This window comes from Anaerovorax odorimutans DSM 5092 (assembly GCF_000426305.1).
Lineage (GTDB): Bacteria > Bacillota > Clostridia > Peptostreptococcales > Anaerovoracaceae > Anaerovorax > Anaerovorax odorimutans.
In genome coordinates, this window is sequence record NZ_AUFC01000015.1 from 52,478 (window position 1) to 79,355 (window position 26,878).

General features: G+C 31.2%; 22 protein-coding genes and 1 tRNA gene. 18 read left to right on the forward strand and 5 right to left on the reverse strand.

The annotated features are described in order from the left end of the window. The first annotated feature begins 64 nt into the window (after positions 1-64). The 9 genes from K292_RS0106800 to K292_RS0106840 are packed head-to-tail and all read left to right on the forward strand — an operon-like array spanning position 65 to position 12,975. On the forward strand, positions 65-1,177 hold the full coding sequence (locus K292_RS0106800; RefSeq protein WP_037372730.1) for an ABC transporter substrate-binding protein: 1,113 nt from the start codon (positions 65-67) through the stop codon (positions 1,175-1,177). A gap of 9 nt (positions 1,178-1,186) precedes the next feature. Beyond that, complete coding sequence (locus K292_RS0106805) at positions 1,187-2,863, forward strand: S-layer homology domain-containing protein (protein ID WP_027399210.1); 1,677 nt, start codon at positions 1,187-1,189, stop codon at positions 2,861-2,863. Beyond that, positions 2,856-5,462 carry a hypothetical protein gene (locus K292_RS0106810; RefSeq protein ID WP_027399211.1) on the forward strand — a complete coding sequence of 869 codons (2,607 nt, stop codon included), beginning with the start codon at positions 2,856-2,858 and terminating at the stop codon, positions 5,460-5,462. Before K292_RS0106805 ends, K292_RS0106810 begins: the two co-directional genes overlap by 8 nt. Continuing rightward, the gene (locus K292_RS0106815) at positions 5,459-6,850 is read left to right on the forward strand and encodes a leucine-rich repeat domain-containing protein (RefSeq protein ID WP_027399212.1); all 1,392 of its coding nucleotides are present in this window, start codon (positions 5,459-5,461) and stop codon (positions 6,848-6,850) included. The genes K292_RS0106810 and K292_RS0106815 overlap by 4 nt, the downstream gene beginning before the upstream one ends. Continuing rightward, on the forward strand, positions 6,840-7,772 hold the full coding sequence (locus K292_RS16295) for an AAA family ATPase (RefSeq protein WP_051280454.1): 933 nt from the start codon (positions 6,840-6,842) through the stop codon (positions 7,770-7,772). Before K292_RS0106815 ends, K292_RS16295 begins: the two co-directional genes overlap by 11 nt. Continuing rightward, a complete protein-coding gene (locus tag K292_RS0106825) occupies positions 7,769-8,797 on the forward strand; it encodes a DUF58 domain-containing protein (RefSeq protein WP_027399213.1) in 1,029 nt (342 codons plus the stop codon). Before K292_RS16295 ends, K292_RS0106825 begins: the two co-directional genes overlap by 4 nt. After that, entirely contained in the window at positions 8,794-11,220 is a 2,427-nt protein-coding gene (locus K292_RS0106830; RefSeq protein ID WP_027399214.1) for a transglutaminase-like domain-containing protein, read from the forward strand. Before K292_RS0106825 ends, K292_RS0106830 begins: the two co-directional genes overlap by 4 nt. Then, positions 11,210-12,217: a FecCD family ABC transporter permease gene (locus K292_RS0106835; protein WP_037372733.1), complete on the forward strand. Its 1,008-nt coding sequence runs from the start codon at positions 11,210-11,212 to the stop codon at positions 12,215-12,217. The genes K292_RS0106830 and K292_RS0106835 overlap by 11 nt, the downstream gene beginning before the upstream one ends. Continuing rightward, positions 12,208-12,975, forward strand: coding sequence for an ABC transporter ATP-binding protein (locus K292_RS0106840; protein ID WP_245570837.1), 768 nt, complete (start codon positions 12,208-12,210; stop codon positions 12,973-12,975). The genes K292_RS0106835 and K292_RS0106840 overlap by 10 nt, the downstream gene beginning before the upstream one ends. Before the next feature lie 9 nt (positions 12,976-12,984). On the opposite strand, the gene K292_RS0106845 is transcribed toward K292_RS0106840, so the two are convergent. After that, positions 12,985-14,562: an oligosaccharide flippase family protein gene (locus K292_RS0106845; RefSeq protein ID WP_051280456.1), complete on the reverse strand. Its 1,578-nt coding sequence runs from the start codon at positions 14,560-14,562 to the stop codon at positions 12,985-12,987. A gap of 223 nt (positions 14,563-14,785) precedes the next feature. Between K292_RS0106845 and K292_RS19260 the strand changes: the two genes are divergently transcribed. From K292_RS19260 to K292_RS0106865, 4 genes are all read left to right on the forward strand, one after another. Then, positions 14,786-14,914, forward strand: a complete 129-nt coding sequence (locus tag K292_RS19260; protein ID WP_281168536.1) for a hypothetical protein — start codon at positions 14,786-14,788, stop codon at positions 14,912-14,914. A 1,001-nt stretch (positions 14,915-15,915) separates the two neighbouring features. Further along, positions 15,916-17,166: a cytosine permease gene (gene codB, locus K292_RS0106855; RefSeq protein ID WP_027399218.1), complete on the forward strand. Its 1,251-nt coding sequence runs from the start codon at positions 15,916-15,918 to the stop codon at positions 17,164-17,166. Between the two features lie 36 nt (positions 17,167-17,202). Continuing rightward, a complete protein-coding gene (gene codA, locus K292_RS0106860) occupies positions 17,203-18,435 on the forward strand; it encodes a cytosine deaminase (RefSeq protein WP_027399219.1) in 1,233 nt (410 codons plus the stop codon). 214 nt (positions 18,436-18,649) lie between these two features. Further along, a complete protein-coding gene (locus tag K292_RS0106865; protein WP_027399220.1) occupies positions 18,650-19,177 on the forward strand; it encodes a helix-turn-helix domain-containing protein in 528 nt (175 codons plus the stop codon). 193 nt (positions 19,178-19,370) lie between these two features. Here K292_RS0106865 and K292_RS0106870 read toward each other — a convergent pair whose 3' ends face one another. Both K292_RS0106870 and K292_RS0106875 read right to left on the reverse strand, forming a co-directional pair. After that, positions 19,371-19,703, reverse strand: a complete 333-nt coding sequence (locus tag K292_RS0106870; protein WP_027399221.1) for a hypothetical protein — start codon at positions 19,701-19,703, stop codon at positions 19,371-19,373. A 140-nt stretch (positions 19,704-19,843) separates the two neighbouring features. Further along, on the reverse strand, positions 19,844-20,236 hold the full coding sequence (locus K292_RS0106875; RefSeq protein ID WP_027399222.1) for a hypothetical protein: 393 nt from the start codon (positions 20,234-20,236) through the stop codon (positions 19,844-19,846). Between the two features lie 243 nt (positions 20,237-20,479). Between K292_RS0106875 and K292_RS0106880 the strand changes: the two genes are divergently transcribed. After that, a complete protein-coding gene (locus K292_RS0106880) occupies positions 20,480-21,865 on the forward strand; it encodes a Kelch repeat-containing protein (protein ID WP_027399223.1) in 1,386 nt (461 codons plus the stop codon). Between the two features lie 161 nt (positions 21,866-22,026). On the opposite strand, the gene K292_RS0106885 is transcribed toward K292_RS0106880, so the two are convergent. Together K292_RS0106885 and K292_RS0106890 are read right to left on the reverse strand one after the other, a co-directional pair. Continuing rightward, positions 22,027-22,101: transfer RNA gene (locus tag K292_RS0106885), tRNA-Glu, on the reverse strand. Positions 22,102-22,375: 274 nt separating this feature from the next. Then, positions 22,376-22,693: a helix-turn-helix domain-containing protein gene (locus K292_RS0106890; protein WP_330364935.1), complete on the reverse strand. Its 318-nt coding sequence runs from the start codon at positions 22,691-22,693 to the stop codon at positions 22,376-22,378. Between the two features lie 190 nt (positions 22,694-22,883). Between K292_RS0106890 and K292_RS0106895 the strand changes: the two genes are divergently transcribed. From K292_RS0106895 to K292_RS16305, 4 genes are all read left to right on the forward strand, one after another. After that, entirely contained in the window at positions 22,884-23,429 is a 546-nt protein-coding gene (locus K292_RS0106895) for a hypothetical protein (protein ID WP_027399225.1), read from the forward strand. Next, complete coding sequence (locus tag K292_RS17805; protein WP_051280458.1) at positions 23,419-24,216, forward strand: GGDEF domain-containing protein; 798 nt, start codon at positions 23,419-23,421, stop codon at positions 24,214-24,216. Before K292_RS0106895 ends, K292_RS17805 begins: the two co-directional genes overlap by 11 nt. Before the next feature lie 252 nt (positions 24,217-24,468). Beyond that, positions 24,469-25,947, forward strand: coding sequence for a threonine synthase (gene thrC, locus K292_RS0106905; protein ID WP_027399226.1), 1,479 nt, complete (start codon positions 24,469-24,471; stop codon positions 25,945-25,947). 221 nt (positions 25,948-26,168) lie between these two features. Then, positions 26,169-26,852: a peptidoglycan recognition protein family protein gene (locus K292_RS16305; RefSeq protein ID WP_051280460.1), complete on the forward strand. Its 684-nt coding sequence runs from the start codon at positions 26,169-26,171 to the stop codon at positions 26,850-26,852. Positions 26,853-26,878: the final 26 nt, after the last annotated feature.

A 26,878-nucleotide genomic window follows, 5' to 3' on the forward strand; every position in this document is an offset into this window, starting at 1 on the left:
AGAGGCATTTAATGTCTCTACTAATGCCATGTTTTAATTAATTAATAGATAAATAGGTGTATTGATGAAAAATTTGTTGATAATTTTAATATTTTCTTTAGCCTGTCTTAGTTTAACGGGATGTAACAACGAAAATAAAAGTAAAAATGATAATTCAGTATCAGTAAATAAGCAATATAGAGAAATAACTGACATGGCAGGCAGAAAAGTAACTATTCCTGTCAATGCAGATAAAATTTATTCCACAGGACAACCGGGAGCAATTATGCTTTATACTACTGCTCCTGATAAGTTACTGGGATGGTGTCTTGAGCTTACAGATGCTGAAGCAGAATATATTGAACCTAAGTATATAGGACTTCCCGTTTTAGGACTCATGCAGGGAAGTAACGACAGCGCCAGCAGAGAAGAAATAATAAAAAGAAATCCAGATGTAATATTTACAGTTACAACCGTAGACAAAACAACGATCAAACAAGCGGATGAACTGCAAGAGCTTTTAGGTATTCCTGTGGTTATGGGAGATATTAAATTAGAAAACCTGCCAAACTGTTATGAGCTGACAGGAAAGCTGACAGGAGAGATTAATAGGGCAAAGACATTAAGCGATTATTGTACAAAAACTATAACTGAAGCAAAAAAAATAAAAGAGAAAATACCACAAAATCAACGTAAAAAAATATATTACGCGCAAGGAAGTAACGGATTGCAGACAGCGGCCAAAGGATCTGCGCATATGGAAGTAATTGAACTTGTGGGAGGTGAAAGTGTAATAGATACAAAAGAAACCCTTTACGGGAAAGTCAGCGTCAATATGGAACAAGTATTAACAAGTGATCCGGAAGTCATAATTGTTTCTTACAGCATGGGTCATACGGACATGCAGGGGGAAGAAATTTTCCAGATGATGTCTAAAGGGCAAGAAGCATGGCAAAATGTTAGAGCGGTAAAAAATAAGGATATTTACGTAACCCCCTGTCTGCCTTATAACTGGCTTGATATTCCTCCGTCAGCCAATAGAATTATTGGAATTCCTTGGCTAGGGAATTTACTTTATTCCGATTATTATGAGTTGGACATAGAAAAGACAACAAGAGAATTTTACAAGTTATTTTATAGAGTCGACTTAACAGAGAAACAGCTTTCTGAACTTTTATCAGGAGCAAAGAAAAAATAAGGAGTTATTATGAGAAAGATAATAAAAATATTTACCCTTACATGTGCGTTAATCGCATCTTTTACTGTTTTTGTATTTGCAGAAAATGTATCTGTGACTATAGACAAATCTAACGGAGATATACCTGGTATTGTTTCCGCGGAACTTGGTGAGGATTTCAGCGGAGGTTCAATTGTAACAATAAAAGGAGAAGAAGTTGATACTAAAGGCGTTGTGGACAATGGAAAAGTAGAATTTTATACTCCAAAGTCAGGTGATTTTCAAATAACGTCAACAGGTGAAACTATTAAGGACTGCTTTGCAGAAAATTTACAGTCAGAAACAATGTATGAATATGCATACAAAGGGAAAGGAACTGTGGAAGACCCATATGTTGTACTAAGTAAGTTTGCTGATACTCCAATGTCTAAATTTAAACTTCAAGCAGCTTGGAAAGGTTACAATGTATTGGCAGGATATCCCGGCATGGAATATTATAATGATTCTGATTATATTGATGCATACGATAAAAGCAAGGTATATGTTTTAAGATGTGAAGACAGGGATTTAGATACAGGAAGATTAAAAGGAGCTTTTGTAGTAAATGGAAATTTGTGGACTTTTGTTAACGGAAAATATAAAGGACCGTATTATATGAATTATTTAATAGATCCTACTGACGAATTTATTACATCAGGTTATGCGCTGGATAATCATTATTTGTACAATAATGACAACGTTGAAAATGTAGAGCAGAGAAAAGCTGATGCTGTTAAAGTAATCAAAAGCGTAAGAGATTCCAAAACGTCTGCTTTATTTTTTAATTACAGAATGAGAGATTATTCAGGTCCTATTACTTTTACTGTTTATGTAGGTGACAATGGGAAATTTAAAGCAGGAGATAAAATAAGTATAAGTTATTTGCTAGGAGCAGGTGATCGTAATTTATATCATCAAGAAAAGCCTCTTCCTGAAAGCCTTGTTAAATTAGAACCTACATATACTAAATACTATCAGGATAAAGGAGTTTACAGCATTGTAGATGAAGAGGGTTATTTAACTTTTGATTTATATAACGGAGGATATTTTGAATTAAGAAACGAAACTTCAATAAAAGAAAACAGAGATGTAAAGATTACTGAAAAAATTTATAATATAGTGAACTTAACGGATGTAAAGGAAGATAATTGGGCATACAGCAGTATTTATGAGCAGCTGAAGAAAAATTACATGTCGGCAGAAGGAGGAATTTTTTCTCCAAATGAAACTATCAACAGGGCGGATTTTATTAAGACTTTGATTTTGTCTTCAGGTACAGTTGTTCAATCTAATAAAGATTTAAATTTTGAAGATGTGCCAAAAGGAAGCCCATATCGTGACTATGTTTATACAGCTTACAGCAACGGAATTACTTCAGGGATATCTGATACGGTTTTTGGAGCAGAAAAAGGATTGACAAGAGAGATGGCTGTAGTGCTTATTTCTCGTGCCCTAGATATTAACCCAAAGGAAAATGATAACTTTACTGATACTGCGGATTTTTCAAAATGGTCTAAGGGATATGCAGAGGCATGTATGGAGAAAGGCTATCTTACAGGTTACAGTGATGGAAGTTTTGGACCGAAAAAAATGCTTACTAGAGCAGAAACTGCTGTATTAATGGAAAAAGTGTATAAAAATACGGTAAAGGAAACTTTAAATGAGTAAAGAAAAATTAAAACATATATTTGTTTTGATTGGCATTGTTTTTTTTACTTTATCTTCAATTGTACCTTGTGCTGCAGAAAAATCATATGCAGCACAAGACATAAAACTGTCAGATTATAACATAACGGGGGCGGGAACAGCTATAGATCCTTATATAATAACAATAAGCGGCGAAAATAATCTGCTGCGTGAAGAGGATATAAATAAAATGCTTGAAAAGGCTCCTGAGGCAATCTGGCTCGTAAAGCATGAAAAGGGTGGAGTATTAGATTATACAATGCGTTTTTCTTCAAATAATGTACAAACTGTAAACCCGCCATTCTCATTAGATGTGAATACATGGCAGGACAGAGAGGGAACTTTACAGGTTCAAATAAAGGAAAACGATTCAGAATATGTCCCTGTTACATTGACTCTAGAACTGTCAGGATATAAAGGCTTTGAGAACGGAAATGTTGTCAGTGTATCAGGCAGTATGCGTATGAGAGTTCCTGTTAAAGAGGGCAAATTGGAATTGCCTTTAGAACATGGCGGCGATTATTATATTACAGCGGACGGCTATGAGCCTTTACAAATCCAAGAAGACAGCAATTCGCAGGAAACAGAAAGCAGCGGATATTGGGATAAGCCAAATGAACAGGGTGAAGCAATAAGTGATGAGTACATTCATGCCGGATCAGATATATTACCTTTTTACTACGATTTTTCCAAATCAGGAGAAACGGTTGTTGATGGTGCTTCATTTAATGAACTGAAGAATAATGGTCAATCCAGATTATTTTTGTACAAGGATAAAAGTAACAAAATATTATGGTCATATTTAGTTGAAAGCAAGAGAATCTCAAAAGTAAGCAATAAAAAGATGTTTGATTTCGACACTGAATTTGACAATGGAAATATTAAAATAGCCGAAAAAGATGATTTCCCCTGCAAGATGAAAGCTTGTATTTATGTGGGAGATAAATACCATAATGCACAGATTATAAATATTAAAGGTAATGGAATAGACACTTCTTCCATTGTGGACAGAGGATATATTTATTTTTACATAGAAAAGGGAGGAACGTATAAAACCACTCCTACAGGAGAAACGGTGTCAGGAAGAACTGTGGATGATGCAAAATTAGTTTCATCCACTTCAAGAGATAACATGTATACCACTCAAAATTATAAAGGGGAAAAACCATATGGAACTAAAGATGAACCTTTAACCATATTAGGAAAACTGGATGACTTTTTCTGGGCATCATGGCGTTCTATAAATACTGTTGCAGGTTATTCATCTGATATGAATGCAACGGAGGCGTCTTATGATCCTGCAAAGATAATGAATGTATCCATTGAATATAGAAGCCCTTCAACAGGGAAATTAATTGCGTCAATAACAATTGACGGATCACAATGGCGAATGACCCCTGAAAATATGAAAGGACCATATTATCTGGATTACAAATTAAACCCTTCAAAAGAAGTAATAGAGAAAACCTTAAAATCTCACTCTCTGTATATTGGAAAATATGCAGACAGAAGAAAAGAAGCAGCAGAAACTTTAACTGCTATTTCTGAAAATCCTAATTCAGTATTATTTCTTATGAGCAGAACAAGAGAATTTGCAGGGGCAATAAATTACAAGATTGATATGTCAAATTATTATAAATCCGGAGACATATTGCATTTCAAATATCTGCTAGGCTCGTGCAATGGCGACTTATATCATGGCAAGGCTCAAAGTAATGCAGAGCTGCTCACGCAAGAAAGCACTTATTCACGATATGATGCTGATTATGTTGTTGATTCTCAAGGATATATAACATTTCCTTTATATACAGGGGGATTTTTTGTCTTTACAAAGACGGGAGAAACTCAGGAAATTGCTGACGGATGGGCTCCGGGAAATGGTAACGGCTCATCGGGAAATGGAAATAAGGCTTCTGCTCCTGTAGTTAAAGAGGAAAAAATATATATGGACGAAGAAGTAAATGATAAAAAAGAAACTGAAACAGGCGTCCTTACAGATATGAGGGTAAAAGAACAGCTAAAAGAAGCAAATTATAAGAAAGAATTGGGAAATCTTACAGTGGAAGGATATTTGAATAATCCCAATGTTGATTTAAATGCAGAAGAGCTTTTAAAGTCAGAAGGTCAAAAAGCTTATTATAAAATACAGCTAATCAAAGAATCCGGGTTTTCATATAAAATGGAAGATGGAGAATATTTAAAGGTAACTTGTGATTTAGGAAGTGGATATTCTATTTATGATGAAGACTTGTTATATGTGAAAGAGATAAAAAATGCAGAAATTACAGCCGAAGTTTTTGCTGCTGACAGTAAGATCGATGAAAAGGGAAATATGCGTTTAAATTTTCATACAACACATTTAGGGGAATTTGCTGTTTTTAAAGCTGACAGCAAGGAAGAACTTGCAAAAGCAATCAGCCTAAAACAAGAATATACTTCTGAAGCTACAACCCTATTGGCAGAACAATCTTTAAAAAGAAAAGATTCCGCAAAGACAATAAAGCTGCTGCTTATTGTAACTTTGCTGGTATGCAGCTTATTAATATTAATAACGGAAGTTAAACGGAGGAAGAGAAATTGAAACGGTTAATAAAAAATATTTTTATTACTTTAATGATAACAGCTTTTTTCTCATGCTCTGCTTTTGCAGAAAGTACATTACCGTCTATTGATGATAATTCTAAACCCTTCAAAGGCGAAGGAACAACGGAAAAACCATATATATATTTGATAAATGGTGATAGCAGAGTTGTTTGGAAACACTTAGTTACAATAAAAGAAAAGGGTAAAAGTGAAATTTATGAATGTCATGAAAATGATAATATTCAAGGAAAGCTTTTATACAGCTATATGTTTAACCCTGAAAACTTGAAACAAACTCCTGATGGACCTTACTATTTAGGATTACGAAAATATGGTAAAGAAAAGACTCAAGGACTTCCCAAATCCGCCAGCTGTCTCTATTTTTCTTTAGCTAACAAGAGAGAATTCCCGGGCGAAGTACAGATTACCCTTGATGTAAGCAGTAATTTTAAAGAAGGAGAAAATTTAACATTAATGTATTACGGAGGCTATGACGGCACAGTAATTCATGGAGCAGCTCCCATTGTTATGGAAGATGAGATTTTAGATGTGGATAGTGCTTCAATAGTTGAAAAAGACATACAAGTTATAGACGGTTATACAAAATTTTCTTTAAGAAATGGAGGTAATTTTGTTTTAACAACTGAAGCATTAGATTTCAGTAGTTTAGAAAAGGGAGATGTACTTCATTATGACAGCACAAAAGTCCTAGGTACTTTAGATGGGCTTTTCCCTAATGAAAAAATTTCACAAGCAGCAGCGGAAAAAATAGGATGTGAAGTTACTGATACAGTAACTCAGGGAGATATTGATACTATAAAGTCCCTGTATTTAGCTGATTTAGGCTTAGATAATATTGATGAAATTTCAAGAACTTGTTTTTATAAACTGGAGAGCTTGGACTTATCAGGAAATGAGTTAAAAAATATAGACAGCCTTTCCATGCCTAATTTAAAGAGCTTAAATGTATGTAATAATAAATTAAAATCCTTATCATTTATATCAGGACTTGACCAATTAAAAACTGTGGATGCTTCGTTAAATGAAATAAGCAGCCTGCCCGATTTAAACCAATTCCATGAATTACTGTCACTTGATTTGCATGAAAATAATTTAAAAGTATTACCTCATTTAGAAAAAACAAAACTGAGATATTTAGATATATCGGATAATCCTGATTTAGAGATAAAAGCTGATTTAGAAAAAATAGATTCAGTAATCAGCCATAAGGAAATTAAAAATAACAAGAATGCAGAAGTAGAGAATAATACGAATTATAAACTTTTCTTAGGTGCAGGATTGTTTTTGTTAATCATAATTACAGTTATAGGAGGCTTAATTTATACTAAGAAAAGAAAAAATGGAGAAATGCGTTATGAAAAATAGTCAAATAAAAGATGTAATTAAGGAAGTAAAAAAAGCGATTATAGGTAAGGATTCAGTCATAGAACTTGCCATGACTGCAATTTTAGCTGGAGGGCATATATTAATAGAAGACATACCGGGGGTTGGTAAAACTACCCTTGCTTTAGCCTTTTCAAAAGCCATGAATTTAGAAGGAAAACGTATGCAGTTCACACCTGATGTTATGCCATCAGATTTAACAGGGTTTTCTGTGTATAATAAAAATTCCGGTTCTCTAGAATATAAAGAAGGTGCGTTATGTTGTAATTTGTTTTTAGGAGATGAGATAAATCGTACCTCGCCAAAGACACAGTCGGCTTTGCTTGAAGCTATGGAAGAAGGGAAAATTTCTGTAGACGGAATTACCAGAAAATTACCTGAGCCTTTTATAGTAATAGCTACTCAAAACCCAATTGGAAGTGCAGGAACTCAAGATTTGCCCGAATCGCAGTTAGACCGTTTTATGGTTAGGCTGTCTATGGGATATCCGGATTTTGACAGTGAATTTCAAGTTATTAAAAATGGCGGAAGTGATACTCTCTCTAAGGTTGATGATGTAATAAATTCTGAGGATTTAAATTTAATAAAAAGAGATGTAAGAAATATTTTTATAGATGAAAAAATATTAAATTACATATTGGAACTTGTTTCTAAAACAAGAAAAAATGAATTTATAAGACTGGGATTAAGCCCTAGAGGAACTCTAGCTTTGACAGATATGGCAAAAGCTTATGCTATGCTTTGTGAAAGGGATTTTGTTATTCCCGAAGATGTTCAAAGGGTTTTTTCTTCAGTCATATGCCATAGAATTATACTTGAACCAAGAGCTAAAATCGAAGGATTGAATTCATCAGATATTGCAAATTCTATTTTAAAAGAAACAGGAAAGGTAGAAATAGTATGATATCAGTTAAAATTTCAACGGCTTTAGTTATAATTGGAATTTTTATATTAGGTATTATAAGTGATGCTTATCATATTTTTATCCTAGGCATTGGAGTTATCCTAGTTACTATTCTATTGTTTTTTTATGGTAGATACTGTACTAAATATGTCTATGCAAGTTTAAAGGAGAAGAAGAAAACAGTAAATTTTGGTGAAGAAATTCCTATGGAGTTAATTGTTGAAAATAAAGGTTTACTTCCTATAATGAATTTAAAATTAGTTTCGCGATGTAGGAATGGTTTTATAAATTACAGTGAAATTAGAAATGTTCAAGTATCAGTAGGGGCGGGCAAAACAAGGATTGTTGAGTTTTCCATAAATTCAAGCCATATTGGGAGGATAAAAATGCATCTTTTGGATGGATTTTTATACGATCCAATTATGCTTTATAAAAACAAATTGAATTTAGATCAAAGAGTTACTGTATATATGCTGCCCTTATGTGAAAAAGAAAAGATTGTTGATTTTACTACGAGAAGCACATTTACAGATAATATTTATTCAAAGGATAAACCGGGATATGATTCTTCTGAAATTTTTGGAATAAGAGATTACAGAGAAGGAGACTTAATTAAACAAATTCATTGGAAACTTACAGCAAAATTAGATAAAACCTTAATTAAAGAATATTCACTGCCAATAGACAACAGTTTTATTTTGTTTGCGGATTTCTATGCAGAAAGTCTTACAGAAGAAGCTTTAACAGGTATGGACACCATGTTTGAAGAACTATTTTCACTATCTATGGGTATGATATCAGAAAAAATTAATCACAGTATTTGGTGGTATGACTATAAAAAGGGTGAGGTTTCAAGTATAAATATAAATAATTTAGATGATATGTATATTGCTATGCAGCAAATGCTTGGTATGACACTTTATGGAGGAACTTCTCTAGGTAAAGAAATTTGTCCCGAGGGTGATGGGGTATTTTATTTTTCTCCTAATGAAGAAAGAAACGGAGAAAGAAGGTTGAGTGCATGATAAGTAAAATCGGATATACATTGAATTTTAGCGAAGGAAAAAAATCAAATAAAGATTCATTATTACCGCTTTTGTGTTTGGCATTAACCGTTTACAGCCTTATTTTTTCAATGAGTTCTGCTTTCAAATTACCTTTTAATATTATAAAAGTATTGAGTTTTGCAACATTATTTATAATTGTAGAATTCTGCATACTTATTTTTATAAAGAGATATAAAGTGATGTTAAATTCTCTTGTTTTTGGAATTTGGCTGCTTACAGTTATTATATTTAAAAAAATTTTACTTAAAGGGGCTGTTCAGCTATTCTCGTTTATAAGTGAAACCATCGCACAGAGTCAGGAGATAAGCTGGGACTATGATAATTTTTTAAGTTATGACAGCAATTTGATGGAACTAACTTTCATTGTGATTTTACTTCCTGTAATTCTCATATTAGCCTACAGTTTGATTGAGAAACTAAATATAATGATCTGGCTGCTTGTTGTAGTTCCCATTATTGAGCCAATGATCTTTTTTAATCAGTTGCCGAATATATGGTCTTTTGCAATATTGATTACTGCAGGAATTATGGCATTAGTATTATCCAATAAAAATTCTTCTTTGATAAAAAATGCTGAAGATGTGAGGAATTTAAAAAGTATCAATACCTCAGCTGTAATTATTGCTGCTTTTATAGGTATTTTTCTTACGTCATCCTTACTTCTTGTAAATGAGCAAGGATACAATACTTTTTTAAGTAATCTCTGGGGTAGAGATACTGCTAAAACGGCTATTACAAAAACCTTATCTCCTGCATTTGAAGAAAAAACACCGCCTCAGGGAGGTATTACGGGAGGAGATTTCAGCAAAACAGATAAATTTTCATTTACTGGGGAGACTGCATTGACAGTTGAAGCAGATAAGCTTTTGGGTAATTTATATATAAGGGGTTTTGTGGGAGGTGATTACACAAGTAAGGGATGGAAAGAAGCAGAGACAGATTCTGATTCTGATAAGTCTGTGGATATTATAAACTTTGATAACATGGAGTTGTCAAATTTATTCCATTCACAGAAGAGAAATTTAAAAATAACTTTAGGCGAGGCAGCGGAAGAAGGGTACGATTATACACCTTATTTTGTTGCAGATAAAAAAGGTAACAGCTTTGAATATTTTGAAGTGGCAAATTATGATAATAATTTGTTTTTGCTTTCCAAAGATGATATTTATAGTAACCTTTTAAATTCAATTGGGTTTTCAAACGGTAAAATTACTAAAGAGATGTTGGACAAGTGTTTTAACGATGAAGAGGAATATTATAAGCATGTAAAATCAAAATACTTGAATGTTCCTAAAAGCGCTAAAGCTGTTTCTGATGAATATGAGAATATGACTGATAGATTCAGTAATATTGAAAATATTATCAAATATGTCATGGGAGATTTATCCTCTAAAGCAAATTATACATTATCTCCGGGAGCAACGCCTGACAATAAAGATTTTGTTACATATTTTTTATATGAAAATAAAAAGGGATATTGCACCCATTTTGCATCAACATCAGTTCTCATATTTAGGAGTATGGGAATACCTGCAAGGTATGTTGAAGGGTATGTTGTTAATGCGGGCGAATATATTACGGCTGCTCAGACAAAAGATGAAAAATACTTAATAAATGTTAAGGATACAGCATCCCATGCTTGGTGTGAAGTCTATCTGAGAGGGTGCGGCTGGATGCCTGTGGAAGTGACTCCCGGGCTTACACCTATGCCAACGGGAGATCTTGCAGATGCAGAGGGTGATTCTATTGAATATGAAAATGAAGGTAAAACCAAGGTTAATCAAATTGCAGTAGAGACACCAAAAATAGAAAATGAGGAAACTGAAGACAGTTTTGCAGAAAACGGTTTATCGGGAGATGGTAATGGCAGGGGTAGTGGTACAGGCAATCTAGAAAAATTATATATTATAGTGTTGCAGGTATTAACCGTATTACTGCTTATAGCGGCAGGTATTGCAGTTTATAGGTACTTATCCGTAAGAAAATGGAATAAGATTTTAGAATCCAAAGATAAAAAAGTTTCTATTATTGGTTGGTTTAAATTTTTTAATATTGCTTTCAAGGATAAAAATTACATATCTTTAACTAAATGGGCAAAAGATTTGGAAGAAAGGGAAATATTTCATAAGGATTCAATTAGTGAGGCTGCAAAGATTGTACAAAAAGTGACATACTCCAATTCGGTATTGGATAACGGGTTTAACATAACTGATGAAGAATATGAAAAAGCAAGGATAAATCTTATTTATTGTATTTTAAGTATATATAAAAAATTGTCTCGTATGGAAAAAGTAAAATGGATATTTATTATAAGACTGCCCTTAATAAAGAAAGCGGATAAGAAAAACATAGAAAACAAGGAGAATATCTATGGTACATAATGAAAGAAAAAATAAAACATTAATTATTATATTATTTTTTGTTACTGCTTTTTTAGCTGTAATATCCATGCTCTATGGTCGTTATCATGTCAGCTGTCAAGAGCTTATAAATTATTTTATTGGGGTAAATGTGGATACTTCTGTTAATTCTGCTATTGGTAATGTCAGGCTGCCTCGTGTGTTAGCAGCTTTAATTGTTGGAAGTGCCCTATCCATGTCAGGGGCATCCTATCAAGGAGTTTTCAGAAACCCTATGGTTTCACCGGATTTGCTTGGAGCTTCAGCAGGTGCAGGCTTTGGGGCAGCTTTAGGAATTTTGCTTGAATTTTCACCTTTTGGTATACAGTCGGTATCTTTTCTTTTCGGATTGGCTGCTGTGGGACTTTCATGGCTGATTTCTAATTCTATAGGAAGGAACAATAATATAATTTTAGTTCTTATTTTATCAGGCATGGTGATTTCCGCACTTTTTCAGGCTTTTATTTCGGGTATTAAATATTTAGCAGACCCTTACAGTAAACTGCCTGAAATAACCTTTTGGCTAATGGGAAGTTTATCTACTATTACAATGAGTGACTTATTTTTTGCACTGCCTTTTGTAATCCTTTCAGCAACTATTTTATTTTTGCTGAGATGGAGACTAAATGTATTGGTTTTCGGAGATGATGAGGCTGTTTCTTTAGGTATAAATACGAAAAAACTAAGACTTATTATTATAGTTTGTGCCACACTGCTTACCGCTTCTGTTGTAAGTATAAGCGGACAGGTTGGCTGGGTTGGTCTAGTTATACCCCATTTTTGCAGAATGATTGTGGGACCTAATTATAAATATTTAATACCTGCATCTCTTTTTGTGGGTGGATCATATTTACTTCTTGTAGATAATATTGCAAGAAATTTTTTAACAGTGGAAATTCCTCTGGGGATATTGACTGCTGTTATAGGTGCCCCTGTTTTTGTATTTTTACTGCTAAAGGGAAGAAAGGAATGGTGTTGATGTTAAAACTTCAAAATGTAAAATGCGGTTATGGAAATAATGTAATATTAAATAATGTTTCTTTTGAAGTTAAAGCTGGTGAAGTTGTATGCATTTTAGGGGCAAATGGTGTAGGGAAAACCACATTATTTAAAACTGTTTTGGGACATATTCCTATTTTAGGAGGAAAAATCTTTTTAAAGGAAAAAATGCTTAATAGTATGTCTATAGTTGATAAAGCCAAAGAAATAGGATATGTTCCCCAGGCTCATACCCCTCCATTTCCTTTTCTGGTGAGGGATGTTGCAGTTATGGGCAGAACGGCACATTTATCTGTTTTTTCCTCCCCAAGCAAAAAGGATATGTATATGGCAGAAGAAGCTTTAGAAAGCTTGGGAATAGGTTATTTAAAGGATAAAGTATACACTGAGATCAGCGGTGGAGAAAGGCAGCTTGTTTTAATTGCAAGAGCATTGGTACAGACTCCATCTGTTTTAATAATGGATGAACCTACATCAAATTTAGATTTTGGTAATCAAATGAAAGCAGTGAAACAGGTGAGAAAACTAGCAGATAGTGGGTTAGGTGTAATTATGACTACTCATTATCCCGATCATGTTTATCAATGTGCAGATAAAGTTACTGTAATAAAAAATTCAAAAGAGATCATATTTGGAAATGTTGATGAAACTATGAAATCTGAATTACTCAGTGAAATATATAATATTAAAGTATCGGTGAAAAATATAGATGGCAAAAATATTTGTATACCCGTTTAAAATATTGGATTAATCTTTGTTTATCAAACCTGAATTTATTTTTATTTCTTTAGAATATTTGAATATGCCTTTAAACCATTTAATATCATCCTTAGAAAGAGAATTGAACTGCATAAGAAATATTAAATAGATAATGGTGGTTAAGATAATTCCAAGTGCAACGTATAATCCTTGTGAAAAATAACTTAAATCTATCTTATTAAATAAGAATATAATTAAAAAATCAGAAAGCAATATGGCTAAGATGGGCTTAAAAATCCAATCAACAAGGTTCAGCTTGATTTGTGTTACTTTAAGAAGTCTGCGTATGCTTAAAGTGCTGTTGAGAATATTACTCAAATATAAAACAATAATAAACCCTACGATACCTTTTAAAGGGATTAAATAATATATCAGTATTATTCTGAAAACAGAATCAATGATATTATGTTTTAAAGTAATAAGCTGCTGATTAAGTCCCTTTAAAAGTGCATCTACCACTGTATCTAAATATATCAAAGGTATTAAAGGTGACAGAGCTTTCATCATTATTCCTATTTCAGCGTTTTTATAAATTGCAAGACCCAGATTATTTGAAAATATAATAAAAATACCTGTTATTAATATTGAAATCAGTGATGTAAGCTGTAATACTCTTGATACTGAATAACGAATTTTTATTTTGTTATTTAAAGCATTAGCTTCTGAAACTTCAGGTATAAGCAGTGTAGAGAAAGCAATTAATATAAATGAAGGAAATACTAAAATAGGCATTGTCATTCCATGTATCATGCCGTAGTTTTCTAAGGATAATTTTTTTGAATATCCGAATTTCATAAAAACCATTGGAATCATAATATGCTCTATGGTCTTTAATCCGTTTCGTATAAGCGAATTAACTGATATTGGAAGAGAAATAAATAAAAGCTTTCTGTAAAGCCCTTTTGGATGATATTCTTTTGAATATCTTATATCTCTCTTTATCTCAAACAAATAAAGAAGTGCTGAAAAAATGCAAGAAGCCAGTTCTGATAAAGTTGTTCCTATTACTATTGCGGCACATCCATATTCTAAACCTTTAGAAATAAAATAATCAAATATATTAATAAAAACAAGAATTTGAATGATAAGTTCAATAGCTTGTGTACTTGTAGGTCTTAATATTTTGCTCATAGCAAAAAAATAACCCTTTATGCATGAAGAAATTCCAATAAAAGGCATACTTGCAGAAAGTATTTTAAGAGATAATATTGTTCTTTCGTCGTTAAGCCACTTTATACCAATATAATCAGCACCATAAAATAAAAATAACAAGGCTGGAATACTGAAAAATAAGCTTAAGATAAAAGCTTTTTTTAATAGTATTTTTGATACATGAAATGATCTTCGACCGCCTTCTTCTGCTATAAGACGGGTAACGGCAATATTTATTCCTGAAGCCACAAAGATTGCAGTCATCATGTAAACTGATACTACAAGCTGAAATAAACCCATTCCTTCACTGCCTATTTTATTTGATACGTAAACTCTGAAAGAAATTCCAACAGTATTAAAAATCAAAGATGTGCAAGCTATAATAATTGCATTAATAAATAATTTTTTTTTCAACACAAACTCCTTATATTATAAATACTATAAATATATGAAAGTAGTATAAAAGTTATAAATATTACTTTTATTTGATTAAAAAATAATTATAAAAATTAAAAAATATAAATGTAAAATTTTTTTAAAATGGAAATATTATTGCTCAAAAATGAATTATTTCATTTAAAGAATTGGGCAAAATAAAAATGAAAAATAAAAAGAATTTTAAAAGGAGGTAGAATAGATGGATACCGCTAGTGAATTAGATAAAATCAATAATTATACAGCAATTGGAAGAGGTGGAATTACAGTAGATGATTTAAAAAAAATTTATTATGTTTCAGAAGATGGAGCATGTAATAAAACTGAATAAAAATTTTTTAAAAGGCTGTGGCACTAAGTAATTAGTGAACAGCTTTTTACTTTCAAAAATAAATAAAGTAAGGAATTTAGATAATATTTTTGATATACAAAAAAACATTATATAAAAAGTATATAATTAAATCAAAAGGTTTTATCAATTAAAATTATTTTATTAAATATTAATAATGATTAGGTACATTTAATAAGACAATATAGAAGATGGATTTAATCAATTTATATTTGATTATTCCATATCAGAGAAAATCAAGTAATACCACATAAGATCTACATTAAGATAATGAAGATTTCATTTAATAATTAAAAATAATAATATTACATTTTTTATTCTAGGTTTAAAAATAACTGTGGATAAAATGTTGAATAATTTGTCAAAAAAATGATTATGATGTTGAAATAAGAAGGTTATAGGCTATTTTTGTTATCCACAAGGATAAGTGGATTAAAGTGGATACAATTTATAAAATCATGTGGAAAAATGTTATAAATATTAAAATATAAAGAATAATGATTGTTGAAAACTTAAATTATAATAAAAAAGAAAGGTTTACATAATTGTTTTAATTTTTTTATACATAATTTGAACAAGTTTAAATAGACATTTGTGATTTGTGTTTATTAGATTTTAATAATAATTATTATTTACATTATTAGCATGTCATTAAAAAGAATATAATTAACAGAATATTCATATTATTTATTGCTAATGAATATTTAATTTCGTTTCGTGGATTAAGATTTATTTCGGATAAATTATTGTATCGTATCTTTAAAGTATGTATAATAATTCCAGATTAAGACAACGTTGTTGTAAGGTAGGAATCATTGAATAATGTTTGCAGATACAACTGATCTGCAGGATTATGGTAACATGTAATAATTCCAGATTGAGACTTCGTTTAATAATTAAGATTGCCTTTGAATTTATATTTTATTTTTTAAACATGATATCTGATAGTCTTAAATGATATCAGAAAAAGAAAGGAGAATTTTATGAGCGAAATTGAAAAAAAATCAGTAAATGTAGAAGATACAGAGTTTTCGTTATCAGCAGTTCCAAGTATTAAACAGACACAAGGTTTATGGGCTGCAATGGTTGTACTTGTTGGCTTTACATTTTTTACTCCAAGTATGACAGCGGGTGGCAATCTAGGTATAGGACTTAATTTAAAAAATTTCTTTTTAGCTTTAATTATAGGTAATAGTTTTCTTGGGTTGTATTGCGGATGTTTAGGATACATAGGACAAAAAACAGGTCTTTCCCTTGATCTTTTGGCGCATCATTCTTTTGGTAAGAAAGGTTCATTTCTTCCGTCTGCAATTATTAGTTTTACACAAATAGGCTGGTTTGGCGTAGGTGTGGCAATGCTTGCAATTCCTGTTTCAGGATTAACCAATGTTCCTGTATGGATATTAATAATAATTACAGGCATAGTTATGACTTTGACTGCTTATTACGGAATTAAAGCTTTAGCTATTTTAGGTTCAATAGCTGTACCACTTATTGCCATATTAGGAATCTACTCTGTTAATTGGGGAATTAATGAGGTTGGTGGATTTATGAATGTATTTTCAGAAAATCCGAAAGAACCTATTACTTTGGCAGCAGGTATTGCTATAGTAGTGGGATCGTTTATCAGCGGAGGTACTGCAACTCCTAATTTCTCCCGTTTTGCAAAAACTCCTAAAATTGCTGTTACCGCTACAGTAATAGCTTTTTTTGTAGGTAACTCTATCATGATGATATTTGGTGCAGTTGGGGGAGCTGTTACAGGTCAGGCAGATATTTTTGATATCCTTATTCTTCAAGGTTTGGCTATACCTGCTGTAATTACACTTGGACTTAATATTTGGACTACAAATAACAATGCGTTGTATACGGCAGGATTAGGAGTATCAAATTTAACAAAGATTTCTATGAAACCTATGGTTTTGGCAGCAGGTGCTGTGGGAACTGTTACTGCAATCTGGCTATATTATAATTTTGTAAGCTACTTAAATATACTTAGCGGTATGATTCCGCCTGTTGGAGCTGTACTTATTATCCACTATATTATGAACAAGAGAGAGTATAGTGATAATGATTATGAGGCAAAATCAGTAAACATAGGGAGTATTTTAGCTGTTATCTGTGGTGCATTATTTGGTCTTCTAGTACCGTGGGGAGTAGCACCTTTAAATGCATTAATAGTTGCTGCTGTTATTTGTTTTGTTTCAGAATCAATTAATCATAAAAAAGTATAGGAGAATGAATAAAACTGATTGAAAAAGGAGGAGCTTATGTTAATTAAAAATATAGTTATTGAAAATTCTGCTGAAATTACAGATATTCGTATAAAGGATGGGAAATTCGAAAGAATTTCTAAAGATATTTCTCCTTTATCAGGAGAAGAAGTAATCGACTGTAAAGGCTGTATGGCACTGCCTCCATTTGTGGAATCGCATGTACATCTTGATACCTGCCTTACAGCGGGTGATCCTTGTTGGAATTTAAGTGGTACTCTTTTTGAAGGTATAGAATGTTGGGCGAAGCGTAAAGAAAAGTTATCTAAAAAAGACATTAAAGAAAGGGCAGGAAAAGCAATTCGTATGCAGGCTTCAAATGGTGTACAATTTGTCAGAACTCATGTAGATGTAACAGATCCTACACTTATTGCAATAGAAGCTATGCTGGAGCTTAAGCAGGATTTAAAAGATATTGTGGATATACAGATTGTTGCATTTCCTCAAGAGGGAATAATGTCTTACCCCAATGGAGAAAAATTGATGGAAAATGCCGTTAAAATGGGAGCTGACTGTATTGGAGCAATTCCTCATTTTGAATTTACAAGAGAATATAGTGTTGAATCCTTAAACTTTATAATGAAATTAGCAGAAAAACATAATAAACTTGTTGATGTTCATTGCGATGAAATTGATGATGAAGCATCAAGGGGGCTTGAAACTTTAGCTTGCCGTGCTTATGAATATGGTATGGGAGAGATGGTTACAGCAAGTCATACAACAGCAATGCATTCATATAATAATGCATATGTTTCCAAATTGTTCAGATTACTTAAAATGAGTAAAATAAATTTTGTATCTAATCCTTTAGTAAATACTCATCTGCAAGGAAGAATGGATACTTATCCTAAACGCAGAGGAGTTACACGAGTTAAAGAACTTCTTGAAGCAGGCATTAATGTATCTTTTGGGCATGATGATATTTTTGATCCTTGGTATCCTCTCGGCACAGGCAATATGAGAGATGTATTGCACATGGGCTTGCATGTTTGTCAAATGATGGGTTATGAAGAAATATTAAATTCATACAAACTGATTACTCATAATGGAGCAAAAACTCTTCATCTTAGCAATTATGGCATTAAGGAAGGTAATCCTGCTGATTTTATTGTCTTAAATGCTGATAATTTCTACAATGCGCTCAATGAAAAGGCCGCGGTGCTGTATTCATATCGCAAAGGTAAACTGATTGCATCAGAAACGCCAAGTATTAAAAAGGTGCTTTTCTAAGTTTTAATATACAGCTTTAATGTAAATAAGCCAATCGGAGAGGTTTTAATAAAAAATAGTTCTTTTCAGAAGTAAACTGTTAGTTAAGAAAATTATAAATCAATTACTAGTGGAATTTCTCAATTTTTATTTTTGCGGGTTTAGAAAAAAATATTGACACAGACAATACGCTATGTTAATATTGTCGTAAACAATAAAAAGGAGAGTGAATCTTTTGATCGGATTGGAATATATTTTACAGTTATATGGTATGCAGCATCAGGATCTTGCAAAAAAACTTGGAATTCGTAAGCAAAACATAAATCTTTGGATAAAAGGCAAACAGGATATATCTAAGAAATATCTGCCTGAGCTTTCCGAGACTTTCGGTATAGGTGAATCGTATTTTCAGAAAGAACTGGATGACGTTGATAAACTGGTTGTCCAAAAGCAAAAACTCAGTAGAGAACTGCGTGACATCAATGATATTCAGTTTGAAATAAGTAAAGCAAAGGTTGTTAGTGATTTTAGAGATATTATTAATACCATTACACATGATTTTGATGTTCAAATGTATGAAAAGTCGAATAAACTATTTGAAGCTTATGGGGATAAGCAATTAATAAAAGACACAATAGATGCTCTTTCCCATTATTTTGATGTATTACCTGATTGGGTTGCGGAACCTGACAGTGATAATTTTGTTCAAGAATTTCTTGAACTTGTAGACAAATATTATAAGGATGGACACCTTAGAGGTTAAAAAAGTTAATAAACGATTTTTAGTATATAGGATTTGTGTAATAACCTTAGGCTTATTACACAATAATTATATTTTATAATTACAGAACAAAATAATTATGCTCTCTTTTAGTAAGACAAGAATTATAAAACTTGTTTCATCAAAAGGGAGCATTTTAAAGTGTTGATTTTTATAAAAGATTTATATATAAATCTTAACTGAATTCAGAAATTAATTTGTTTATTCTGCTAAGAGATTTGTGTATACGTTTATAATTGGCAGTTCCTTTACGTGCATTTGCTTTTTCTTTATTGATAATTGAGCGATTGTTAATAAGGGCGTCAATTATAACTTGACATTCATTGGGAGAAAAAACAGTTTTCTTATTAAGTAATTTTTCTTTAGCAGCATCTATAACTTGTTTAATATCTAATTTGTCAACTACTGGAATATTCTTATATTTAAGGCTTTCTTCATAAAAGCCAATTACTTCATTTAAATAATCATAGTCAATATCAGAAATCGAATCAATAGTTTTTAAATCCATAAAATCACGTCCTTTCTACAAAAGGATAACATTTTTATACGTGAGAGTAAATAAGATATTATTTATATATTTGGTAAACTTGTGGTTCTATTTATATATTTATATTTTAGGAATTCAGCATATAAATTGTAAACTAATAATTATGTATCATTATTTTTACTCCATATTAACCTCTTTTTTTTATTATTATCCTTTAGATAAATATTTTCCAAATTTTTAAAGTCTTCTTTAATATTTATTCTAACAGCAAGACTTTCTGTTTCTCTGCAATCTAATCCATACATATGTACATATAATTTTAAATATAGATTTTTACCATCATATTCATATTTATATCCATGAAAACTCATTAAATCAGATTGAAAAGCGCCTAATAATGTAACACTATCCTCTTCTATTGAAAATTCATAAAAATGGGGCTCATCATCCCAATCTGCACCAACTACAGTAGGTACATATTTTACTACAAGTATGATACCTATAATAACAATTAATAATAAAATCATTATAAATATAATTATTTTTTTTAACATAAATCTCCTCTTTATAACCCTTTACCAATAAAATTAATCATATCATGCTTCTTTACGAAATGCTATTTTTATTTACCAATTTATATACTAATAATTAAAAATAAGTAATATTTTGTATGAAAATACATTTATTTTTGTCAACTTGTGCACGTATATGGCAACTTGTGCAAATTGTATTGTTTTACAAATAATAGATGATAAAATATATTTTAGAAATTTTGCTAAAATTAAGGAGGAAAACAAATGAAAAGAATATTAACTATTTTTATTACATTATGTATGGTATTAAGTATATCGGGGGTCAGTGCCTGGGCGGATGAGGAAACAGGGTGGCAAGTTGAATCACAGACACCTAGATTTGGAATTTTTTTTGGCATAGCATCAGACAGTGAACAGATTTATATGATAGGTGGATATACAAATGCTGGTGCTTCACAGGAGATGGATATTTATAATGTAAAAACACGAACTTGGAAGAGCGCGAAGCCTATACCTATTAAACAGACCATGCTATCTTGTACAATGAATGATGAAAAAATTTATGCTTTTGGTTATGATAATAAAGATATAATGCAAATTTATGATACTAAATCTAATACATGGACAACGAATAGCGCAATAACTGATGGAACTCCTGTTCAAGTAGCGTCAGTGGGAAATAAAATTTATTTGATAAATAATGATTTCCATACAAAAACAAGTGATACAATGAATATTTATAATACTGAAACGGGTATATGGACAAAAGGTAAATCTATACCAACGCAAAAATATGGCGCAGGGATTGTTGCGGTTGGAAGTCGTATTTATGTAATTGGTGGACAAGTACAATCTAACATAGTTAATACTGTAGACATATATGATACGGTAACGGATACGTGGTCAAGTGGAGCCCCTATGCCTAGTCCAAGATGCCAACATTCACTTGCAGCAACTGATACGAAAATTTATGCTATGGCAGGTAGTTCTAGTAACGGTAGCTTTTTAGATTTAGTTAATACTTATGATGTTTCAACAGATTCATGGACATCATGCGCACAATTACTTGAGAAAAGAACCAATGCTATATCAACAATAGTAAACGGTAAACTATATTTAATGGGTGGAAACAAAAGAGAATCTGATAATGGATATACAGTATTGATGGAGTCTCTAAAAATAGGAGATAGCGTTAGTACAGATAAAAAACTATCCGTACTACTAAATACAGGCGAAACCGTTCAACTAAGCGTATCATACAATTTAACAGACAATACCAATTTCACATGGAGTTCTACTAATGAAGCTGTAGCCACAGTGGATGCTAATGGAAAAGTAACAGCTGTGGGAGAAGGGCACGCAGATATTTATGCTGAAAATGCAGATGGAACATTTAAAGAATACATACCGGTAAAAGTAGTGGAGGGTACTGCAGACGAAATGCGATTAGCAGTTCATTTAAAAGCAGGAGATAACTCTAATCTATATTTAGCTGATGATCCCAGTTTAGTAACTTGGAGTTCAATGGACGAAAGCATTGCCACAGTATCAGCAAGCGGAGAAGTGACAGCAGTAAAAAAAGGACTTGCTATTATTCAAGGCCAACTAGAAGGACAAACTTATCAGATTTATGTTAGAGTGAACGGTTAGATTAAAAATATTATTATATAATTTTAAATATTTTGGTGTTGCAGTTTAGGGTGCAACACCATACATATTTGAGCGATAAAACAGAAAAATATGTATAAAATAAACAAAAAAATAAAATGCCTAAAGCCTTATATTTCAAAGGTTTTAGGCATTTTACATCTTGGTAACCCGTAGGGGAGTCGAACCCCTGAATCCACCGTGAGAGGGTGACGTCTTAACCACTTGACCAACGGGTCATATTAAACAATATAAAAATGATTTAATAAGCAAAATAATGCTCATTGAATTATATTATAATTCTTTTTTTAAAATTTGTCTATGGTATTTTACTCATTACATTAAAAATAATTCTTTTATACTACTGGCATAAGCGTTTTGTTTGAAATTAAAGAAAGAAAAAACTATTAGTGATTTATATAAACTTTATCTAGGAGTAATAAAACCATTTGCTACTTATTAAAATATTATCCAAAAGTTAGACGGTAAACAAGCAAATGGTTTTTAAGAATATTATAATTTTTTCAGCCTGCAGATAAGATTAAGTATAATAAGAACGTCATTATCATCAAGTTCTTTTAATCCTTCAACAGCTTTATGAATTAACTCAGGATTGGAAAGTTTATTATCAAAAAATTCTACAGGGGTAATATCAAAATATTCGCATATGGAAAAGAACTCTATTAATGGAGGAAGAGATTTTCCAGATGTAATATTATAGATATAGCTTCTGCTATGACCTAAATCGTAGCTTAATTGATATTCAGAAATACCTTTTTGTAACCTTAGCTGAGTTATACGGTCACGAACAAATTTTTCATATATAGACATATTATCACCTCCAAACATATCATAATTGATAATATGTGCAATTAGTCCAAATATATACGCTGTTATGCTTGCGATAGCCGATTTAGATATGTTATAATCGTATAATAGATGTTATTTTATGTAATAGTAGGCTTTTTAGTCAAATATTTGACAACTATGACATATATAACTGTCAAAAGAGGTGGTTATTTTGGAATCCCAAATAGAAAGAAATGATGATCCTATAAGTATTTTAATTATATCTGACAGACTTATTGATCAGGCAAAAAAACTAGCTGATTACTTAAGTTCTATGGGAGTTCAGATTGTAGCGTTAGTGTCAGATAAAGAGAAGGCATTGAGCTACTTAAATCAAAAATTTGATTTTCTGGTTATTGTGGGTTATTTAAAAAATAGAAATAGTTATGAGATAATTGAGGAATCTAAGAAATATAAGGCATCCTTTATTGCTGTTCATTGGGCTATATTAGATGAGATTATTTCAAAATACTGTAGAATATATAAAATTCCACTTCTATTTGAACGTACTCTTCCAATGTCTGAGTTTTTATCTTTTTTAAAATTACATCGAAATGATAAAAAAATTTTGATAATAAAGGAAAGAAATGAGCTTAAAGAAAACAATTTGAAACAAAGAAATCATTTACTTGTAAAGAAAAATAGCGAAATAATTTTAGATTTTATAAAGAAATTTATTAACATAAAGCTAAATAAAGGGAAAAAGTATGATTTTTAATAATTTATCCCAAACAGTGGAATTCATAATGGATTATCAAGCTTTTTATTCATCTATTCGAATTTGGGACTATAATCACAAAAAAATATTATATGAAAATCAGTATATTAATGATTCTAGAAATCATTCTGACAAGACAGTTCTTTATAATGCAAAAATTTTTGTTAATGAGAATGGAGATACACTCACAGTAGAAATACCGATAACTATTGATGACCAAGTTTGCTGTTTGGAATTCGTACAGAGTAAAAAAGACAGTTGTGCTAATTCTATTCAATTAATGGAGAAATTAAGTATTACAGATGCTTTGACAAATTTATATAATCGAAGATATATTGATAAGCAACTTCCAATGGATTTAGAGAGATATTTTTATAATGAAGAACCGGTATCTCTTATTTATGCTGATATTGATTTTTTCAAAAAAATAAATGATAAATACGGACATGTTGTAGGGGATTTTATTTTGAAAGAAATTTCTAATGTTTTCAAGCAGCTTATTATAATAAAAGATGGATGGGTTGCTCGTTATGGTGGAGATGAATTTTTATTCTGCTTTCCGAAAATTAATCAAAAAAAGGCTGTCAGAACTATAAATCATATTTGTTCAATTATTGAAAATAAAAATTTTTATATAAACAGTAATTGTATTAAAGTTACATGCAGTTTTGCAGTACAAACCTTATACAGGGACAGTGATATAAGGAGTGTAAACCAGGCAATTGAATTGTTGGATAAAAAACTCTATCGAGCAAAAACAAAGGGCAGAAATAGAGTAATTGTATGATTAACTATAATATAATTTTATATCAAAAATTAAGATAGCTATTATATTTTTAAAGTTTAATTCGTATGTTTTTAATTAAATTAAAAATTTAATTACATAGATATATGGTATTTTCTTCATTACCTTGAAAATAACTTATTTTTTTGTTACAATTAATCAATTAAATTAAAAACCTCATCTAATAAAATTTATAATTTTGATAGATGTAAATAATAATAACAACAATACAGTATAAAAGGAGCAAAATAAAAGATGATTAATTATATAAGTACAAGAGGTAGTAAAGATATAAAAAATGCAGCTCAAGCTGTTATTCAAGGTATATCTCATGATAAAGGTCTTTTCGTACCGGATTCTATGCCAAAGCTTTCTGAGAAGTTAAAGGACATGGCATCAAAATCTTATCAAGAGATTGCGCTTTCTGTGATTAAAAGTTTTTTCACTGATTATACAGATGAAGAATTAAAAACCTGTGTTTATGGAGCGTATGATGAAAAATTTGAAGCAAAAGAAATTGTTCCAATTGTGAAAGCCGGAGATGCTTTTTTTCTCGAATTATATCATGGAAGAACAGCAGCCTTTAAGGACATGGCTTTATCTATTTTACCGTATCTAATGACTACAGCTATGAAAAAAGAAAAGGAAGATAAAAAAATAGTTATCTTGACAGCTACATCTGGAGATACTGGTAAGGCAGCATTAGAAGGCTTTGCAGATGTTCCTAATACAGAAATAATTGTATTTTTCCCAAATGAGGGTGTAAGTCAAGTACAGGAAAGACAAATGGTTACGCAAGAAGGCAAAAATACACATGTTTTTGCTATAAAAGGAAATTTTGATGATGCACAGACTGGTGTAAAAAAGATTTTTAATGACGATTCTTTTGCAGAAGAATTAGCGAAAATAGGATGTAAATTATCCTCAGCAAATTCTATTAATATAGGAAGATTGATCCCGCAAGTTGCATATTACGTTTATGCTTATTGTAAGCTTTTGGAAAAGGGTGAAATAACAGAGGGAGAAAAAATAAATATAGTTGTACCAACTGGAAATTTCGGAAACATTCTAGCAGCTTATTATGCAAAACAGATGGGAGTTCCTGTTGCGAAGTTAATTTGTGCTTCAAATGAAAATAAAGTTTTAACTGATTTTATAAATACAGGTGTTTATGATATAAGAAGAGAATTTTATTTAACAAACTCTCCTTCAATGGATATTTTGATTTCCAGTAATTTAGAAAGGCTTTTATATCACTTAAGTGGTGGAAATGGAGCGGAAATATCAGCATTAATGGAAAGTCTAGATAAGGAAAAAAATTACGAAGTTAATAGTGAAATTAAGCAAGGTTTGAGAGATTTCTATGGTGGATTTGCTAATATTGAGGAAACTAACGAAACTATCGGAAATATGTATAACAATAATGGCTATTTGATGGATACTCATACAGCTGTGGCATACAAAGTTTATGAAGATTATAAAAAAGAAACAAAGGATGAGACAGTTACTATTATTGCGTCAACAGCAAGTGCCTATAAATTTGCGGATAGTGTAGCTTCATCCATTGGAATGGCTGCTGAAGAAGATGGATTTGCTTATGTTGAAGCTTTAAATAAAAAGACTGGAGTTTCTGTACCTGCTGGATTAAAAGGACTTAAAGATAAAGAAATCCTGCATACAGGTGTTGTTGATAAAGATGCTCTTAAAGAAGCTGTTAAGAAGTCGTTAAAATAAAAAAAATATTTAAAACCGACATATATAGATGTTGAGGTCTAACTTTTAGGGGTCAGTTCAAATCTCTAAAGTTGCTTCAACATTTTTTTATTATGTTGGAATTAAAAAGCATACGGCGAATATTTCATGTATTTAAAATTATCTTTGTTACAAAAACGTGCAGCTAATCATAGATTAAATAAGGGGCGTGGGTTCCTATCTCTTTGGAAAGAGGTAAAACCGTGGAATATAAAACAAATTTAACATTAACAAATTTTACTAAAGGCAGAAATTCAGAAATTAAATTTATTGTAATCCATTACACGGCTAATGATGGTGATACTGATGAAAGTAATGCAAGTTATTTTCATATTTTGTATCGTGGAGCTTCAGCTCATTGTTTTATAGATGAAAATAGTTGTACTAAAGTTGTAAATGACAGTGATACAGCTTGGCATTGCAACGACAGCCAAAAGTATACAAATGGTGGTGCTGCTTTTAAGAATATATGTAATAATGATAATTCAATAGGCATAGAAATGTGTTCTGATATTGTAGATGGCAAATATGTAATCACAGAAGCTACGGTTAATAATACAGTAGAAGCTGTAAAAAGGTATATGAATGCCTATAGCATACCTGTTAAAAATGTAATAAGACATTTTGATGTAACCGGAAAGATCTGCCCGGAGCCTTTTGTAAAAGATGAAAGTAAATGGGAAGACTTCAAAGATAGATTGGAGGAAGAAGAAATGCAAGAGAGATATAGTAAAGTCAGTGAATTACCAAAATCATTGCAGGAAGAAGTGCAAGAGCTAGTAGATTCTGGAGCATTAAAAGGAGATGGAAATGGTAATTTAAATATAACTGAAGATATGGCTCGATGCATGATTATTAACAAAAGATATGTTGACAGTAAGAAATAAGATTTGAATGTTTTGTGATAGTAATT

What these genes read in the sequence shown, in the direction of transcription:
- K292_RS0106800 (WP_037372730.1), top strand. Translation starts at nt 65, where the DNA reads ATGAAAAATTTGTTGATAATTTTAATATTTTCTTTAGCCTGTCTTAGT.
- K292_RS0106805 (WP_027399210.1), top strand. Translation starts at nt 1,187, where the DNA reads ATGAGAAAGATAATAAAAATATTTACCCTTACATGTGCGTTAATCGCA.
- K292_RS0106810 (WP_027399211.1), top strand. Translation starts at nt 2,856, where the DNA reads ATGAGTAAAGAAAAATTAAAACATATATTTGTTTTGATTGGCATTGTT.
- K292_RS16295 (WP_051280454.1), top strand. Translation starts at nt 6,840, where the DNA reads ATGAAAAATAGTCAAATAAAAGATGTAATTAAGGAAGTAAAAAAAGCG.
- K292_RS0106825 (WP_027399213.1), top strand. Translation starts at nt 7,769, where the DNA reads ATGATATCAGTTAAAATTTCAACGGCTTTAGTTATAATTGGAATTTTT.
- K292_RS0106830 (WP_027399214.1), top strand. Translation starts at nt 8,794, where the DNA reads ATGATAAGTAAAATCGGATATACATTGAATTTTAGCGAAGGAAAAAAA.
- K292_RS0106835 (WP_037372733.1), top strand. Translation starts at nt 11,210, where the DNA reads ATGGTACATAATGAAAGAAAAAATAAAACATTAATTATTATATTATTT.
- K292_RS0106840 (WP_245570837.1), top strand. Translation starts at nt 12,208, where the DNA reads ATGGTGTTGATGTTAAAACTTCAAAATGTAAAATGCGGTTATGGAAAT.
- K292_RS19260 (WP_281168536.1), top strand. Translation starts at nt 14,786, where the DNA reads ATGGATACCGCTAGTGAATTAGATAAAATCAATAATTATACAGCAATT.
- codB (WP_027399218.1), top strand. Translation starts at nt 15,916, where the DNA reads ATGAGCGAAATTGAAAAAAAATCAGTAAATGTAGAAGATACAGAGTTT.
- codA (WP_027399219.1), top strand. Translation starts at nt 17,203, where the DNA reads ATGTTAATTAAAAATATAGTTATTGAAAATTCTGCTGAAATTACAGAT.
- K292_RS0106870 (WP_027399221.1), bottom strand. Translation starts at nt 19,703, where the DNA reads ATGGATTTAAAAACTATTGATTCGATTTCTGATATTGACTATGATTAT.
- K292_RS0106875 (WP_027399222.1), bottom strand. Translation starts at nt 20,236, where the DNA reads ATGTTAAAAAAAATAATTATATTTATAATGATTTTATTATTAATTGTT.
- K292_RS0106880 (WP_027399223.1), top strand. Translation starts at nt 20,480, where the DNA reads ATGAAAAGAATATTAACTATTTTTATTACATTATGTATGGTATTAAGT.
- K292_RS0106890 (WP_330364935.1), bottom strand. Translation starts at nt 22,693, where the DNA reads ATGTCTATATATGAAAAATTTGTTCGTGACCGTATAACTCAGCTAAGG.
- K292_RS17805 (WP_051280458.1), top strand. Translation starts at nt 23,419, where the DNA reads ATGATTTTTAATAATTTATCCCAAACAGTGGAATTCATAATGGATTAT.
- thrC (WP_027399226.1), top strand. Translation starts at nt 24,469, where the DNA reads ATGATTAATTATATAAGTACAAGAGGTAGTAAAGATATAAAAAATGCA.